The organism is Bacteroides sp. AR20, assembly GCF_964250605.1.
Lineage (GTDB): Bacteria > Bacteroidota > Bacteroidia > Bacteroidales > Bacteroidaceae > Bacteroides > Bacteroides uniformis.
In genome coordinates, this window is the sequence record NZ_CAXUGK010000008.1 from 18331 (window position 1) to 34624 (window position 16294).

Here is a 16294-nt window from a genome sequence, read left to right on the forward strand (position 1 = left end):
AACGAATTGGTGCTACAAGGACACAAACTTCTTTTTCAAGTCGTCCACTCCCATTCCCGTAAAATAATCCTCGATAAAGTCCCAGCGCTGTTCATCCGTCAGCTTATCTGTTCCGAAGAAGAAAGAGAACAAGTCAATCTGCTCCTGGAATATCTGCTCGTTGGTATCCAGAATCAGATTGCGGTAATCATCGCCAAGCGCAAGTTCCTGCAGAGTTTCGGGGTCATTGAAACGGACAAATACGCAAGGCGTACCGCCACCCTCCACACTGAACGAAAGGCAGTCGAGCATAGAAAGCAGATTAAGCAGCATATTCAAGTCCGAGAAAGGAGTGCAATAAAATAACAGGCGGTCTCCCTTACTGCCCACTATACGTTGGCTAAACAGTTTTTGATAGCGCGACAGAAGCAAATCAAAGCCTTTGGTCACCGTAAAAGAGAGTTCATTGGAATCTTTCTTTTTCACACTGCTGATATAGCTCACACTGCGGCCTTCCTCCGTGCGGCTCTCCAGCAGGGAACCGATAAAGCGTTTGGCAGAGCGCACGTCCATGCCATGCTCGGCAAAGACAGCCCGCAGTTCTTCTTCATCAAAACGTCCTTTCGACTTTATCAATGCCGTTTTCAGCATCATTGTCAGGCTCTTGAACAAGGCATCCATCCGCTCACGGATGACAGTGGCATCTTCCTTTAACAACACCTCATGCTTGCCTACAGATACGGCACGGGCACCTTCCCGCAACGTTCCATTATTCAGCTTCTGTTTGAACTCCTTGTAGCCAAGCTCCGGGAAACGCTCTTCCCAAAGCGCTTCCAGACGTACGACGTAAACCCCGTCCTCCCCTTCTACCTTTGTCAGATAGCTATGGAATTCACGGGCAAAGACATCACCCGTCTTGTCCTGGACATATCCTTCGGTCAACAGATTCTTGGGGCTGATTTCAAGCAGATGCCTTCCATAACGCTGCATCAAATCGTCTTCCAGCCAAAGCAAGGCAGTCTTGATGAGCTGTCCCAACTCTGCTTCATACTCCAGCTTGTTCTTTGTACGCGGCAGTTTCACCACAAACTCGAAATCGGACAAAGACACCATGATTTCCGGTTTTTCCCCTTTCATGCGGTACACTTCCATGAGCTTTCTCAGAATAAGCACCAGCTGTTCCTGGGCAATGTTCCCCGTCTGATGCAGACGCTTCATATAATAGAAGTCACGCTCATGGTAGTCGGTAGCGGCAATACCCTGTATCTCCGTATCACGCGCAGCACGCCCTATCTCCTGAATATAGTCGACAAACGTACTGGATGGCGCCACATGATATACACGGTCTATATCACTGATGTCCACTCCCATACCAAAAGCTTTCGTAGCCACAATCAGTTTCTTGGTTCCTTCCTTGAACTCCTGCACAATGACAGCTTTCTGTTCCTTGTCCTTCTTGCCATAATAGGAGGCGACCAGACGCCAGTCTGCCGGCTTCACCCACGTCTTCAGGCGCATGTCGATGCCACCCGCAAAAGGATAATAGAGCAGTGTCTTGTGACCGTCCAGGAAGTCTTCGACCCGCGCAGCAACTACGCGCTGCTTTGCCTTGTCGTATGTCTCCCCGTCCTCCATCTCCATCTGACGGATGTCAAAGCCAATATTCCGGCGCTTCACCGTACCTACATAAAGCACACAAGGCTCCATCTGCAGGGAACGGATAGTCTCGAATATCATGTCATTGCCCCCTTTGGGATTCCAGACAGCCGTGGCGGTCAATGCAAACAACGGGAAATTATAACCGAGAGTCTGTTTCAGCGTATTCAAGTAACGTCCCAAGAACCAATAGTCCACACGGAACTCCTTGCCCCATGTCGTTACCGTATGTGCCTCATCGACCACTACCAGACCGATGCGGCGCTCGCCTACAAAATGCTTGATGTCGTAAGAGAGAAGCAATTCCGGCGAGAGATAGAACAAATCAATCTCCCCCTCACGCACCTGCCGGTAAACCTCCATCTTCTGTTCCGGCGATAAATCGGACGAGGCGTATGCCACACGCGTATACCCCAGTTCTTGCAGACTTTCCACCTGGTCTACAATCAACGCCTTCAAAGGGGAAACCACAATGGTAAGCAGATTATACTCCTTCCCCAGATAGATGGCAGGAAGCTGGAACAACAAGGATTTTCCGGAGCCGGTAGGGGCAGTCAGCAAGATATTGTCTACCTGCGTTTCACCTTTCCAAGCCTTTTCAGCCTCCAGTATAACGTTCTCTATCAGCTGTCCCTGCGAAATGCAGAGTTTCTCTTTTCCCTTGGACAAGTCATCGTAAATCTCAAGATTACGAAACTGTTCGTAGCCGTAAGTCTCCTTTAAAATCGTGTTTATGGTTTCGCGGCAGTTTTCAGGCAGATGCCTTTCCTTCAAATCCGGTAACCGGCGTGTTGTTGCTTCTTGTACATTCATTATTATTGTAGTGTGGGGGTATTAAAAAGAAAAGAAGCAATTCTTCAACCATAGTTATCGGTTTTGGAATTACTTCTCCCTATGTTTCAAAATATTACCAGACATACCGGTAAGTTTTTTCTTTTAAAGCGTATCAATATTCCTCCTCGTTAAAGAAAAAGTCCTCTTTACTGGGATAATCGGGCCAAATATCTTCTATGCTTTCATAAATCTCGCCCTCATCTTCCATTTCCTGCAGATTCTCAATCACTTCAAGCGGAGCACCCGAACGCATGGCATAATCTATCAATTCATCCTTAGTTGCCGGCCAAGGAGCATCTTCCAATTTAGATGCTAATTCCAATGTCCAATACATAGTCTCTAGTATTAAAATTGTGAATATTAAATCCTATTTCTATTTTTCGGCAAAAGTATAACAATTTATTTCACTTGCAACTATTATTCCAAAATATTTCACCTTTTTTGTCGTCTTGATTCATTTTACGGGAAAGGACGAACAAATAATCAGACAAGCGGTTCACATAAGCCAATAATTCTGAAGAGATTTCCACTTGCTCGGCCAAAGCAAGAATCCGACGCTCTGCACGGCGGCAAACCGTACGGCAAACGTGGCAGAGTGCCGCACCGCGACTTCCGCCGGGAAGAATAAAGGCTGAAAGAGGAGGCAAAAGAGTATCCAAACGGTCTATCTCCCGCTCCACCATTTCCACCTGCTCCGAGCTGATGATACTGGCTTCTTTCAGCTCCATTTTCTCCCGGTCTGTGGCCAGATGAGAGCCTACGGCAAAAAGTCTGTCTTGCACTTGCTGCAGAAAATCTTTATCCTTTCCGTCAAGCAGGTACGTGATGAGAAGACCCAGATTGGAATTTAGCTCATCCACCGTACCGTATGCCTCAAGGCGGATATGCGTTTTAGGTACACGGGTTCCGCCTACAAGAGAGGTGGTTCCTTTATCTCCGGTTTTGGTGTATATCTTCATAAAGGATTAATGTTTAGGGGTTAATGTTTAGCAGCTAGTAAGTGGAGCTAATCACTAACCGCTGTTCACTATTGAAACGCCTAAAGATAATCAAAAGTTGACAATATAGTCTTGTTTTATCTTTGTTTTATCGAAAAATATGATACCAAGGTCATAAAGGTCGAACGTAATACCTGCCTGTCCGTCCTGCTTCATGCGCTTCCAGAGGGCAAACATCTGCGGAGTGTAACGGATACCTTCAATTACAAAAACAGACTTTCCCCTGGTACGGGTGGAACAGATGCGGAAGACCTCCTCTACAAAATCGGGATGACGATAATCGTGCAAATAAAGGAAATCAACGGGAACGCCACTCTCCAGAAAGAGCTCGGAAAGGTCGGAAGCCGAAGTATAATCTGCCCCCTCCTTCCCCGCTTTCAAATAGAGGGCAGAAGCGGCAAGCGTACCGGCATCTACAATGGTCTCCGGCTGGGTATAGTTTACCAGACGGAACAGAAGGCGTTTTACTTTCTTCGATTCGTACTTCCAACGTTTATCTTTCTCCAGCTCCAGTTGCTTCTGTGCCTTGGCCAGCTCTTCATATTTATAATAAGCCGTACTTTCGTAAATTACATGCGTAATCAGGTTAAAGGCAAAAGGAGAATGTACACCGTAGCCGCAACGGTGCCGGAAACGGTACAGCCAGATAAAAGGCCGTTTTAGAGTAAGCAAAATACGATTCATTATTTTAATGTGCTAATGTACCTTCGAAAGTCACCCCTTCACCCGAAGAATAATTCTCCGTAACAGTCAGGAGTACCTTGTTATCCTCAAAGCAGAGCGTAAGCCCAAGAGCGCTTATCCAGTTGACATAATGTACTTTCAGTTGCAAAGCATCAAGTGACGCCCACGCATAACTGCCTGCCACCTGGAAAGGGCCTTCTATACCCTTAAAACGCCCCTTTGCAGCAACCGAATACGGAGGATAGCCATCAATTGCCGCTTTCGACCATTGCTTATAGCCAAACGGAAGACTGTATGTCTTTCCGTCTTTCTCCACCACAGTCATCACTACTTCTTGCTGCTTGAATTGCAGCTCGATGGATTGCCATCCGTATTTGTTCTCTCCGAGCAGGATGCGCTTGCCTGCGTATTTCTGTGAAAGGGAGGAAGCAGCCTTTCCTTGCACTAACGGCAGTTGATAAGAACGCTGTTTCTTCTGCAGGCGCTTGTAGTCCTTACCGGGCGCTAATACCTGGTCACCGACCTCCGGCAACAAGCGGTTCCAGACCAGACGACGCTGCCGACGACCGTCTATCAATGTACATTCGGTAATGACCACTACCATATCCTTATCCGGAACAATCAGAATGTATTGTCCCAAAGCCCCGTCAGCACGTACAGCACCCGGATATTCGCAAAGCCACATCTGATAGCCATAATCTCCTATCTGTCTGGTCATCATCTGCTCCACCCAGGAAGCCGGGAGCAACTGCCTGCCTTCCCAAACACCCCGGTTCAGCAGCAGCAATCCGAATTTTGCCAGTGACTCGCTCTGAATATGCAGTCCCCAGCCACCGGTATTGATGCCTTCGGGGCTTATCTCCCACGCAACGTCCGTGATATGCATCGGGGTGAAAAGCTTCTGCTTCAGATAATCCAGCAAGGTCATGCCCGTCACCTTCTGCACGATAGCAGAAAGCATATAGGTACTAATCGAATCATATTCAAACTTCTTGCCCGGAGTTTTCACCGGTTTGGCAAGGAAGGTACGTATCCAGTCGGAAGTGAGGTTGCGCATATTCCAGTCGGGAGTGATACCCGACGTCATGGTAAGCAGGTCACGGACAGTCATGTCTGCCAGATTAGCGGAAACCGAATCCGGAAGAAGTTCCGGGAAGAAGGTACCGACACGGTCTGTCAAGAGCAAACGGTTGTCTGCAATGGCAAGTCCTACGGCAGCCCCGACAAAGGTTTTGGAGCAGGAATACATGGTATGGCGATATTCCGGCGCGAACGGAGCCGGATAGATTTCTCCGATGACCTTGCCGTGACGCAGCACGACCACGCTGTGGATGTCTGTTTTTGGCAATGCCATCAGTGAATCAAACAAGGCAGTGACAGCCTTGGAAGGGACTCCTTCTGCCTCGGGTGTGGAACGTGGCAACTCATTGATTTGTGCATGAGCTGCCAACGCTCCCAGCAAGCCGAGAAACAAGAAGAAAAAACGTACTCTATTTTTCATAATTATCTAAGATATTTGTTCTACATGCGCTGCAAATGTACAGCATTCGGGCGCGAAAGACAAATAACTTGATAATTTTGTCGGAAGGGAACGTTCTTATAAGAAATGTATGGTCGCCGCCTCTCCCTTGTTCAAGTCCAACGAGAATGCCGGTTTCTTGTAAGTATGCGTATGTCCTCCTACCTTCACCTCGGCACGGACAGTACTTGCGGGCATCTTTACTGTAAATTTCCCCGGAACAAGAGCGGTAACAACAGCCCTCGTTGCCCGTCCATCCTTCCAATCCAGGTCTATGGAAGCACCGCCGCGTACGCGCATTCCACGGAAGTTGCCGGTAGTCCAGCTATCCGGCAGGGCAGGAAGCAGATGGATAAAGCCTTCATGACTTTGCAGCAGCATTTCGCCGACTCCCGCCGCACCACCGTAGTTGCCATCAATCTGGAAAGGAGGATGCGAACAGAACAAATTAGGGAAAGTGCCGCTACCATGACCTCCCGTCGCAGCATCGACAGCAGGATGCAGCAAACTCTTGAAGAGTTTCCAAGCACGGTTTCCGTCACCCAAACGAGCCCAGAAGTTTATCTTCCAAGCACGGCTCCAACCAGTACCCTCATCTCCACGACGGTTCAAGGTCATCCGGCAGGCTTCGGCAAGCTCGGGGGTGGACTCCGGCGAAATCAGGTTTCCCGGATGCAGGCCGTAGAGATGGGAGACATGGCGGTGGTGCACATCCACTTCCTTATAATCCTCCAGCCATTCCTGCAAATATCCTTCCTTACTGATTTGCATGGGTGGGAATCTCTTCAGGTCCGCCTCAAGCTTCGCCACATAATCCGCATCACAATCCAGCAGGCGAGCGGCGGCGATGACATTAATATAAAGCTCGGTGAGCAGTTGCACATCCATAGTGGGACCCATACAAATGCTGACGGGAGTCACGCTGTCACCCGGCACATAGAAGCTGTTTTCCGGAGAAGAAGTGGGGGCAGTTACCAGCCAGCCATGCGAAGGCTCCTGCACGGTAGTGGAACTAAAGAACCGGGCGGCACCTTTCAAGACGGGATAGATACGGCGCAGATAATCCTTGTCCTGCGTATACAGATAGTGTTCCCACAAATGGGCACACAACCAAGCGCCACCGGTATTGGTAGCTCCCCAGGAGGGGTGTTCGCCGGGAGCGGTATAATTCCATACGTTGGTCATCATGTGGAGCACCCAGCCATCTGCCTCATCGCCATAGAAGGTACGCGCACTTGCCTCTCCCGAAGGGATAAGGCGCTCCATCAGCGTCGTCAGCGGCTGATAGAGTTCGGAGAGGCCGGCTTGCTCCAAGGGCCAGTGGTTCATCTGGATATTGATGTTCGTATGATAGTCCCCGTTCCAGGGAGTCGATACTCCATTTGCCCAGAGTCCTTGCAGATTGGGCGGCAAGCTGCCGGGACGGGTACTGCTGATGAGCAGATAGCGTCCGTAGTTATAGTACAGAGCAGCCAATGCCGGCGACTCCTGCTGTGTGAAGCGGAGGATGCGCTCGTTCGTCGGGAGCGTATCATCCGGCGTGGCAGGAAGCGTCAAGGAAACACGGTCGTAGAGGAAACGGTGGGCAGTGACATGGCTGGAGAATGAAGAATGGAGAATGGAACATGGAGAATTAGCGGGGGCGGTGAAAGGACGGAGCAAGCTGTCGCAGACTTCCGCATAGCGTTCGCCCGGGAAGTCGGTACCGGCAGCGGCATAGGAGGTAGCGGCAGAAAGTATCAGCCAGGCTTCCTGCCCGTTCTTCAAGCGGATACCGTTTTCCGGGCTGACAGACGATTCACCACCGTTCTGCACGAGTTGCATGGCCACACGGTATCTCATACCGTCCAAACCGGGCTTACCGCTTTCCAACATGCCGTCCATCAAAAGGGTGTTCCCTTGGACAGTCACCGAGCTATGTTCCGCACGGCTCAAACGGGCAGAGAAATTCAGAGCTCCTTCACGTCCGGCAACCAGATGAATCAGCATGACATCACGGTCACGGGAAACAAAATACTCACGGCGATAATCGACATCTTCCAGCCTGAAAGCCGTATATGCCACCGCATCGCGCAAGTTGAGCCAACGGCGATAGTTGTTTAATGGAGAGTTGAGAATGGATAATGAAGAATTGTAGGTAAAATCTATATCCAAATCGCCCAATACCTGATAGGTTCCATATCTCCCGTCAGTCTCCTGCTTCTTCGGAACAAAACTGCTGTACATCAGCTCCTGTGCCTCTCGGTTCTTTCCCTCAAACAACAGTTGCCGGATGGCAGGCAGACTCTTCGAAGCATCCGGATTGCTATAATCCGCCTCCATTCCGCTCCATAATGATATTTCATTCAGCACAATGTGCTCACGGAGAATGCCTCCGTCGGGCATCATGCCCAAGCGTCCGTTGCCCAAAGGAAGAGTCTCCTCCCAGATAGCGGCAGGTGACGTATAATACAACTGATGATTACAACTGTCGGCAGGCGCATCGGCTGCACGAAGCAGCAACGAGGCTGCAAGCAGAAATAGAGTGGCAAGTGTCTTCATATTGTTTTTTGATTCTGATTTCAGGCTGCAAACTTACTGCATACACTTTGCAGCATTGCTGCATACCTTTTGCAGTGACGCTGCAAAGCAATTGCAGTAGCGCTGCAAAAGGTATGCAGTACCACTGCAAAACAGTTGTACTGATTTTGCAGTGGTTACGCACTGATTATAAGATTATTGCATTTCGAACGAAACTACACCACGGACGTCGGCAGACGAAGCGCAAACGTATGCCTTGAACTTACCCGGTTCGTACTTCCAAGCTGCGGAAGCCTCATCGTAGAACTTCAAATCATCCGGAGTAAGGGTGAAAGTCACACTCTTCTCCTCGCCCGGCGCCAAACCGACTTTTGCAAAATGTTTCAGTTCCTTTACAGGACGAAGCACACTGCATTTATCATCGCCTACATAAAGCTGTACAATCTCTTTTCCGGCAATGCTACCCGTATTCTTCACGGCAACTGTCACCGTCAGCGTACCGTCGGCAGCCATGGCCTTGGCAGAAGCCACCGGTTTGCCATATGTAAAGGTAGTATAGCTCAAGCCATGACCGAAGGGGAAGAGAGCCGGAATCTCCTTGGTGTCGTGCCAACGATAGCCCACCAGAATATCTTCCTTATACTCCTGCTTAATGCTGTCGCCCGGATAACTGAGTTCATCAAAAGCATGTGCACCGCAATCCGTCAACTTGGCAGGGAAAGAAAAGGGCAACTTTCCGCTTGGATTCACCGCACCACTCAGGATGTCAGCCAGAGACTTGCCACCCATGGAGCCTAAATACCAGCCTTGCACAATGGCAGGAACCCGGGATACCCACGGCATTTCCACCGCATTACCACTGAGAAGCACCAGAACCAGGTTCTTGTTTACCCCCAGCAAAGCTTCAATCAGTTCATCCTGCCCGAAAGGCAAGCCGTATTCCAGACGATCGCCGCCTTCACAATCCTGGAAGTGGTTCTTGTTCAATCCGCCTACCAGTACCACCAAGTCTGCCTTTTTCGCCATTTCCACGGCTTCTGCACGGAGTGAGTCTACCACATTCTGCGGAATTTCATCTGCACGGCCGTACATCGGACGACCGGCGGCATAGCCTTTCGCATAGGCTACCTTATCACCATAAACGGCACGCAAGCCATCCAGCGGAGATACCATATCCTTCACTTTCAGTTCGGAAGAGCCTCCTCCCTGATTCAGCAAGCGTACGGCATTATCGCCCACCACCAGGATATTCTGATACTTGGCTGCATCAATCGGCAGCAACGGGGCACCTTTCTTTATCACCGGAGCATTCTTCAACAGCACAATGCCCTCATTGCCTATCTCGCGGGCAGCGGCATAATGCTCTTCCGTAGCTACCGAACCATAGGGTTTCTGACGGTTCATCGCCGTACGGAATATCAAGCGAAGAATGCGGGAAGCCTTGTCATCTATTGTAGACATCGGCACTTTGCCATCTTTCAACATCTGGAGGTAAGGGTTGGCAAGGTAATAATCGTTATAGGTAAATACACTCTCGGACGTCAGACCGTTGGTGTAAGAACCCATTTCAATATCCAGACCGTTGACGGCAGCTTCATAGGTGTCGTGGGCACCGCCCCAGTCGGTAATGACACAGCCGTCGAACTTCCAGTCATCTTTCAGAATCTTGTTCAGTGTGAAATCGTTATGGCAGGCGTGCTGGCCGCGAATCTTATTGTAAGCGCCCATAATGCTCCAGGCACCTCCTTCTTCTACCGCAGCCTTGAATGCAGGCAGATAGATTTCATGCAAAGCACGGTCGCTAAGATTCACATCAATATGTCCGCGCCACAGTTCCTGGTTGTTCAGCGCATAGTGCTTGACACAAGCTGCCACTCCGTTCTTCTGCAACTCCTGGATGTAAGGTACGCACATCACACTGGCCAGATAAGGGTCCTCGCCCATATATTCAAAATTACGCCCGTTCATCGGAGTGCGGTAGATGTTGACGCCGGGGCCCAGCAACACATCCTTTTCACGATAGCGCGCTTCCTCACCGATGGCCTTGCCATACTTGGCAGACATGTCCGGATTCCAGGTAGCGGCCAGACAAGTCAAGGCCGGGAAAGCGGTAATGCTGTCATTGGTCCAGTTGGCATATCCCCAGTCATTCCAGTTGATTTCGGCACGGACACCGTGAGGGCCGTCGCTCATCCAAAGCTCGGGAATGCCGAGCCGCGGAACACCCGCACTGCTGAATTTACTCTGCGCATGGCAAAGGGCTACCTTCTCTTCCAGTGTCATCCGGCTGAGAGCATCCTTTACACGTGCTTCAATAGGTTGTGCATCGTCCATATAGACCGGTGTCTGTGCAGACACGGTACTGATGGAGCATGCAAGAAATAAGGTTGCTAAAAATTTATTCTTCATGTCTTAATTGGTTAATATGCTAATGTGCCAATTAGCACATCAAATTATCATTTAACTTTAATCGCCGTCGTCGCCTTCTCCAGTCCATCAGCCGTAGCCGTCACCTTGACACCACCCGGTTCACCGTTGTTCTGCAGTACCACCAGGCACTTTCCGTAGAAAGCCTTGCGGTGGTTGTCCTTGAACTTCTCCATAGAGATGGGGCTTCCGTTATCCACTCCAGCAATGAAGCCGGCACCTTCTACGGCAAAGGTCACATCGTTTTCGGCATTCGGACACAAATTTCCATCTTTGTCCAGAATCTCAACCGTAATGAAACTCAAGTCTTTGCCATCTGCCTGAATGGTACTGCGGTCGGGGCTGAGACGAATCTGCGCAGGTTCGCCCGCTGTCCGGATTTCCTGCTCGGCCACAGTCTTTCCTTCCTTGCGGGAAACAGCCTTTACCGTACCCGGCTCATACTTCACGCGCCACATGACGTGGAAATCGTCTTTTCCCTTGCTGCGCACACCCTGCGACTTTCCATTCACGAAAAGCTCCACTTCGTCGGCATTGTTATAATATGCCCACAAATCGATGTCTTGTCCCTCCGTCCAATTCCAATGCGGGAAAAGATGCAACACCGCCTTATCCGGACGCCACTCGGACTGATACATGTAGTAGACATCCTTCGGGAAGCCGGCCAAGTCGATAATGCCAAAGTAAGAGCTGCGTGCCGGCCAACCGTAAGGAGTAGGCTCACCGATATAATCGAAGCCCGTCCAGACGTATTGTCCACTGATAAAGTCGTTGTTCTTCACATGACGCATAGTACCTTCGTGACGGTTGCCCCAAGGAACATGACAGTTGTCGTAGGAGGAGCAAGAGAACGAGGCATCATAGAAAGGCTTGTCCCAACGTTCGGGCCAGATGAACATCGAATCACTCGGCATCTGGTAGTAACCGCGTGTCATCAGGCCGGAAACACTTTCCGTCACGATGAACGGCTTGCCGGGGAAGTTCTCGGGAACACCTGCAAACCAGTCGTCATGGTAATTGAAGCCGATAATATCAAGCGCACCGGAACGGAACAAATGATTGTTCGGGTTCGGCTCGTTGCAGCCTGCCGTCACGGGGCGCGTGGCATCGAGCTTTCTCACCATATCTGCCAGTTTCTTTGTCAGCAGTGAGTTGACGGACATTTCTCCGTCCTTTGCCAGCATATCCGCACTGTGACCGAAGTTCAAGACCAGATTGGCCTCTTCCAGACTCAAGGTGTCGGCTTTGGCATCCGTCCACTGCTCCAGCACTTCGTTGCCGATGCTCCACATGAAGATGGAAGGATGATTGCGGTCACGCACGATAAGGTCAGTCAAATCGCGTTCGTGCCATTCGTTGAAATAGCGTGAATAGTCGTGGCGGGTCTTTTTCTTGCGCCACATGTCGAAAGTCTCGTCCATCACGATGAAGCCCATACGGTCGCAAAGGTCGAGCAGCTCCGGTGCAGGAGAGTTATGGGAACAACGGATTCCGTTGCAACCCATTTCTTTCAGAATCTCCAACTGGCGCTCGATGGCGCGCGTATTCACCGCAGCTCCCAGGCAACCCAGGTCATGATGCATGCAGACACCGTTTATCTTCACTTGTTCACCATTCAGGATAAATCCTTTTTGTGCATCGAAGCGGAAAGTACGGATGCCGGTAGGAGTATAGTAACGGTCGAGTACCTCGCCGGTCTCTTTATTCTTGAGGATGCTTTCTACCTTATACATATAAGGTGCATCAATACTCCAGAGATTAGGATTCTTCAATTCTATTTCCTGCTCCATTTCTGCCGGAGCGACAGGCATCAGCTGAGCTTCCGACACAGCCTCACCCACCACATGACCGTCGGCATCCACTAACCGGGATTGCAGGACGACATCAATCAGAGGAATAATTTCCGAATCGAACACAACATATGTACCGTCGGCCTGCTGCACGGAATCTTCCGTCTGCATCTCTACATCGTACTGCAAACTGGTACGTATCTTCAACCGGGCACTGTTCTTCGACACTTCTTCTGCCGTCACGTAGGTACCCCACTGTGCCACATGCACCGGATTCAGTTTCGTCAACCACACATTACGGTAGATACCGCAACCGGAATACCAACGTGAATTGGGTTGTTCGGCATTGTCCACTCTTACAGCAATCACATTCTTCTCCCCCCATTTGATATAAGGAGTCAAATCATAACTAAACGAGATGTATCCATAGGGGCGTGTTCCCAGTTCATGCCCATTAATATAAACGGTGGAGTTCATATAGACACCATCGAAATCTATGCGATAGCGCTTGCCCTCATCGACCTTATCGGCAATAAAAGTCTTACGATACCAACCTATACCACCAGGCAGAGCACCTCCCCCTGTTCCTGACGGATTGTCCCGACTGAACTCTCCTTCAACAGCCCAATCGTGGGGCAAGTTCAGTTTCCGCCAGTCTGCGTCATTATAATCCAGACGGGCTGCCGCCGTATCATCTCCCAAGCGAAAGGCCCAGTCGGCAGTAAAATCCAAGCTACGGTCATCGCCAGCTACCTCTTTAGGAGCATTGCAACCGGCCAATAGGGACAGCCCGATGGCCAAAGACAATATGATTTTATTCATGGTAATAAATATCTAAAAGATTATCGAGTGCCTACTCCTCTCTCACAGCTATTCAGAAGTGGGGAAGTGCCCGGCACCGAGGAACGACGAGATCGGTACCGGGAAGACTTCTCTCCCTGGCACCGTCGTCTATCATTCTGATTATAATTTTACGGTTTGTGCTTTTCCGTCATACTTCACCGTTGTGCCTTTCGCCTTCAAATCGAACGGTTGCGGCTGGTCTTTGCTTACCTTCACCACATTGAAAGTACGTTCCTTCAGCATACCGGGGAAGTCACCCGTACGGTCGCCGATAACCAGTGTACCCTCAGCATCGTTATAGGCAAACGGTATAGTGGCATATTGTCCCTTCTCGTAGTTATAGTTCACACCTTCATCCTCATAGAGCGTAAACGCGCCGTCCTTACCCGTATAAACATAGAGAGTGATTTCCGAAGCCGGTTTTTCATCACTGTATTGCATATCCGGACCATAAGGTACAATGGCACCTTCGCAAACGTAGAGCGGGATACGTTCATAAGGAGCATCCACTGTCAGCTTCTGGCCACCGTCCACATACTTGCCGGAGTAGAAGTCATACCAACCGCAGCTTGCCGGGAAATAAACCTCGCGGTTGCGTGCACCGTATTCGTAAACCGGAGCCACCATCAGGGCAGAACCGAACATGAACTGGTCACCTATATTGTTGACGTTTGCATCAGCTGTGAAGTCCATTACGAGCGGACGCATGATGGTATAATCATTGAAATAAGTCATACCTGCCAAAGAATAGATATACGGCATCATGTTGTAACGCAGCTTCGTATAATAAACGATGGAGTTGTAGCACGGATGTCCTGCCGGAGCGATATTCCAAACCTCACGGTACGGATACTGGCCGTGTGCACGGAACAACGGGCAGAAAGCGCCGAACTGATACCAACGGGTATTCAACTCTCTCCATTCCTTATAATCAGCATTTTCACGTCCAGTCTTGTTGAATTCCATCTGACCAGCCACATAACGGTTCTCTACACAGAATCCGCCGATGTCCATGGTCCAATAAGGGATACCGCTGACAGCAAAGTTCAAGCCGGCAGAGATTTGCGCTTTCATATCTTCCCAACGGGTAGCGATGTCACCACTCCAGGTGGCAGTAGAATAGCGTTGCAATCCTGCAAAGCCAGAACGTGTCAACAAGAAGACGCGCTTGTCCGGTTCCACGCCGCGCTGTCCGTCATAGATAGCTTCAGCATTCATCAGTGCGTATGCATTGAAGAACTTGGCAGAGGGGCCGAGTGCCGTCGGGCCGCAAAGGTCCTTGCGGTATTGCAAATCCGTACAGTCTCGTATATTCGGTTCGCTGGCATCCATCCACCAGGCGTCGATGCCGAGAGGATAGTAATGGTCTTGCATCTGCTTCCAGAAGAACTTACGTGCATCGGCATCGTATGCGTCATAGAAAGAGCCCAGATAGCCGGGACCTACCCAGTCTTTGATACTGTCTCTAATAGCCTGCTGGTACATCCAGCCTTTTTCATCAAATTCCTTGAAGTGATCGGTCGTAGCATAGAACTTGGGCCATACGGAAATCATCAGACGTCCGTTCATGGCATGGATGGAGTCGACCATTCCTTTCGGATCGGGGAAACGTTCGGGGTCGAACTCATGGCTTCCCCAAGAATCCTGCTCCCAGTGCAGCCAGTCGATTACGATATTGTCGATAGGAATCTGACGTTCACGGAATTCCTTCAAGGTGGAGAGAACCTCCTCACGCGTATTGTACTTCTCACGGCTCTGCCAGTAACCCATCGCCCATTTCGGCATAATCTGGGATTTACCTGTCAATGTACGGTAGCCGCTAATCACATCGTCCATATCATCACCATAAACGAAGTAGTAGTCTATTTCATTCTGCATTTCACCCCACCAAGAGAGTTTGTTCTGTTCTTCATCAGCCACCGGACTCAATACCCGCAGACCGCAGTAAGAAACACCGGCATCAGGCTTCCACTCTATCTTCAACGGAACGCGCTTGCCCGCTTCCAGATTGACAGCAAACTTATAACTGTTAGGATTCCAAGCCGTACGCCAACGTTCGGGAACCACCAATTCATTATCAATATATACTTTCATGTAGCCTGCATAGTAAAGGATGAAACGGAATAAGCCGCTTTCTGCCGGTTCTATTTCTCCCTCATAAACTACATCAGACCCTCCGAACGGGAAACCCGCAGGCAAATTAATCACCTTACTCAGATGTGCGGCACGGTCCAGATGTTCAAAATAAAGAGAATCCTCACGACGTACAAGGGTTTCCACATCTTTCTTGCCCGGAATATATGTACCGGTCAAAGCACCTTCCTTGCCCTCTTTATCATAAAGTTTGAAGACATCACCCAGTTGTGAGTAGTCGCGCGGGTCACCGAAACGGCAGAGCGAATAGCTGTCCCAAAGCACACCGTAGTTCTTATTAGACACGATAAAGGGTACAGACACCTTTGTATTATACTGGAACAGTTCCTCATTCTTACCTTTATAGTTGAACTCATCCGCCTGATGCTGGCCCAAGCCATAGAAAGCCTCATCATTGCCTGCCGACTGGAATACTTGACGTACTGTATATCCTTTCGTACCTTCCACTTCCACCGGAGTAAAGGTCCGCCCGTCAGAGTCTTCAGCCAGAATCTGCTTGCCGTCGGCATCCGTGAAGCGTACCTCACCCGTTGTCTTGGACACAATGGCACATAATTCCGATGTCTTGACAGTCACTTCATCGCCCTGCTCTTCGACCTTAAAGTCGGTCTTATTCTGTTGAGGGATCACAATGAGACTCTGCTCCTTTGAAAATTCCTTCTCAGGAGTAGCCGATACATGAATGAGCTTCTCACCCATTACTTCCAATCTTACTTTACGCACATCCGTCGGTTGCTGCTGCTTGACTTCCACAACAACACCGTTCTCGGTCTTTTGGAATCCGCCTCCGGAACATGCGGCGAGCATCCATCCGGCAAGCAAATAAACTGAAGTGTTTTTCAATTTCATATTACTGTTTTTAAAGTGAATTTTCTCCGATGTAAAAATAG

General features: G+C 49.8%; 9 protein-coding genes. All 9 read right to left on the bottom strand.

What is annotated here, in order from left to right; all coding sequences use genetic code 11:
- Positions 1-12: 12 nt before the first annotated feature.
- The 9 genes from ACESTD_RS06145 to ACESTD_RS06185 all read right to left on the bottom strand — a co-directional run bounded on the left by ACESTD_RS06145 (position 13) and on the right by ACESTD_RS06185 (position 16253).
- The gene (locus ACESTD_RS06145) at positions 13-2448 is read right to left on the bottom strand and encodes a DEAD/DEAH box helicase (protein WP_373158797.1); all 2436 of its coding nucleotides are present in this window, start codon (positions 2446-2448) and stop codon (positions 13-15) included.
- A 133-nt stretch (positions 2449-2581) separates the two neighbouring features.
- Positions 2582-2803 carry a DUF2795 domain-containing protein gene (locus ACESTD_RS06150; RefSeq protein WP_002558131.1) on the bottom strand — a complete coding sequence of 74 codons (222 nt, stop codon included), beginning with the start codon at positions 2801-2803 and terminating at the stop codon, positions 2582-2584.
- Positions 2804-2873: 70 nt separating this feature from the next.
- Positions 2874-3428, bottom strand: a complete 555-nt coding sequence (locus ACESTD_RS06155; RefSeq protein ID WP_005833621.1) for a cob(I)yrinic acid a,c-diamide adenosyltransferase — start codon at positions 3426-3428, stop codon at positions 2874-2876.
- Positions 3429-3518: 90 nt separating this feature from the next.
- On the bottom strand, positions 3519-4151 hold the full coding sequence (locus tag ACESTD_RS06160) for a hypothetical protein (RefSeq protein WP_005833623.1): 633 nt from the start codon (positions 4149-4151) through the stop codon (positions 3519-3521).
- A gap of 4 nt (positions 4152-4155) precedes the next feature.
- Entirely contained in the window at positions 4156-5652 is a 1497-nt protein-coding gene (gene bas-suc, locus ACESTD_RS06165) for a 3-succinylated cholic acid synthase (RefSeq protein WP_005833625.1), read from the bottom strand.
- Between the two features lie 96 nt (positions 5653-5748).
- Complete coding sequence (locus ACESTD_RS06170) at positions 5749-8211, bottom strand: glycoside hydrolase N-terminal domain-containing protein (RefSeq protein ID WP_373158796.1); 2463 nt, start codon at positions 8209-8211, stop codon at positions 5749-5751.
- Positions 8212-8385: 174 nt separating this feature from the next.
- On the bottom strand, positions 8386-10599 hold the full coding sequence (locus ACESTD_RS06175; RefSeq protein WP_005833629.1) for a glycoside hydrolase family 3 C-terminal domain-containing protein: 2214 nt from the start codon (positions 10597-10599) through the stop codon (positions 8386-8388).
- A gap of 47 nt (positions 10600-10646) precedes the next feature.
- Positions 10647-13229, bottom strand: a complete 2583-nt coding sequence (locus ACESTD_RS06180; RefSeq protein ID WP_034522872.1) for a sugar-binding domain-containing protein — start codon at positions 13227-13229, stop codon at positions 10647-10649.
- 141 nt (positions 13230-13370) lie between these two features.
- Positions 13371-16253, bottom strand: coding sequence for a TIM-barrel domain-containing protein (locus ACESTD_RS06185; RefSeq protein WP_373158795.1), 2883 nt, complete (start codon positions 16251-16253; stop codon positions 13371-13373).
- Positions 16254-16294 lie beyond the last annotated feature (41 nt).

Excerpts from the sequence above, each read along its gene's own strand:
- ACESTD_RS06145 (WP_373158797.1), bottom strand. The coding sequence starts at position 2,448 with ATGAATGTACAAGAAGCAACAACACGCCGGTTACCGGATTTGAAGGAA.
- ACESTD_RS06150 (WP_002558131.1), bottom strand. The coding sequence starts at position 2,803 with ATGTATTGGACATTGGAATTAGCATCTAAATTGGAAGATGCTCCTTGG.
- ACESTD_RS06155 (WP_005833621.1), bottom strand. The coding sequence starts at position 3,428 with ATGAAGATATACACCAAAACCGGAGATAAAGGAACCACCTCTCTTGTA.
- ACESTD_RS06160 (WP_005833623.1), bottom strand. The coding sequence starts at position 4,151 with ATGAATCGTATTTTGCTTACTCTAAAACGGCCTTTTATCTGGCTGTAC.
- bas-suc (WP_005833625.1), bottom strand. The coding sequence starts at position 5,652 with ATGAAAAATAGAGTACGTTTTTTCTTCTTGTTTCTCGGCTTGCTGGGA.
- ACESTD_RS06170 (WP_373158796.1), bottom strand. The coding sequence starts at position 8,211 with ATGAAGACACTTGCCACTCTATTTCTGCTTGCAGCCTCGTTGCTGCTT.
- ACESTD_RS06175 (WP_005833629.1), bottom strand. The coding sequence starts at position 10,599 with ATGAAGAATAAATTTTTAGCAACCTTATTTCTTGCATGCTCCATCAGT.
- ACESTD_RS06180 (WP_034522872.1), bottom strand. The coding sequence starts at position 13,229 with ATGAATAAAATCATATTGTCTTTGGCCATCGGGCTGTCCCTATTGGCC.
- ACESTD_RS06185 (WP_373158795.1), bottom strand. The coding sequence starts at position 16,253 with ATGAAATTGAAAAACACTTCAGTTTATTTGCTTGCCGGATGGATGCTC.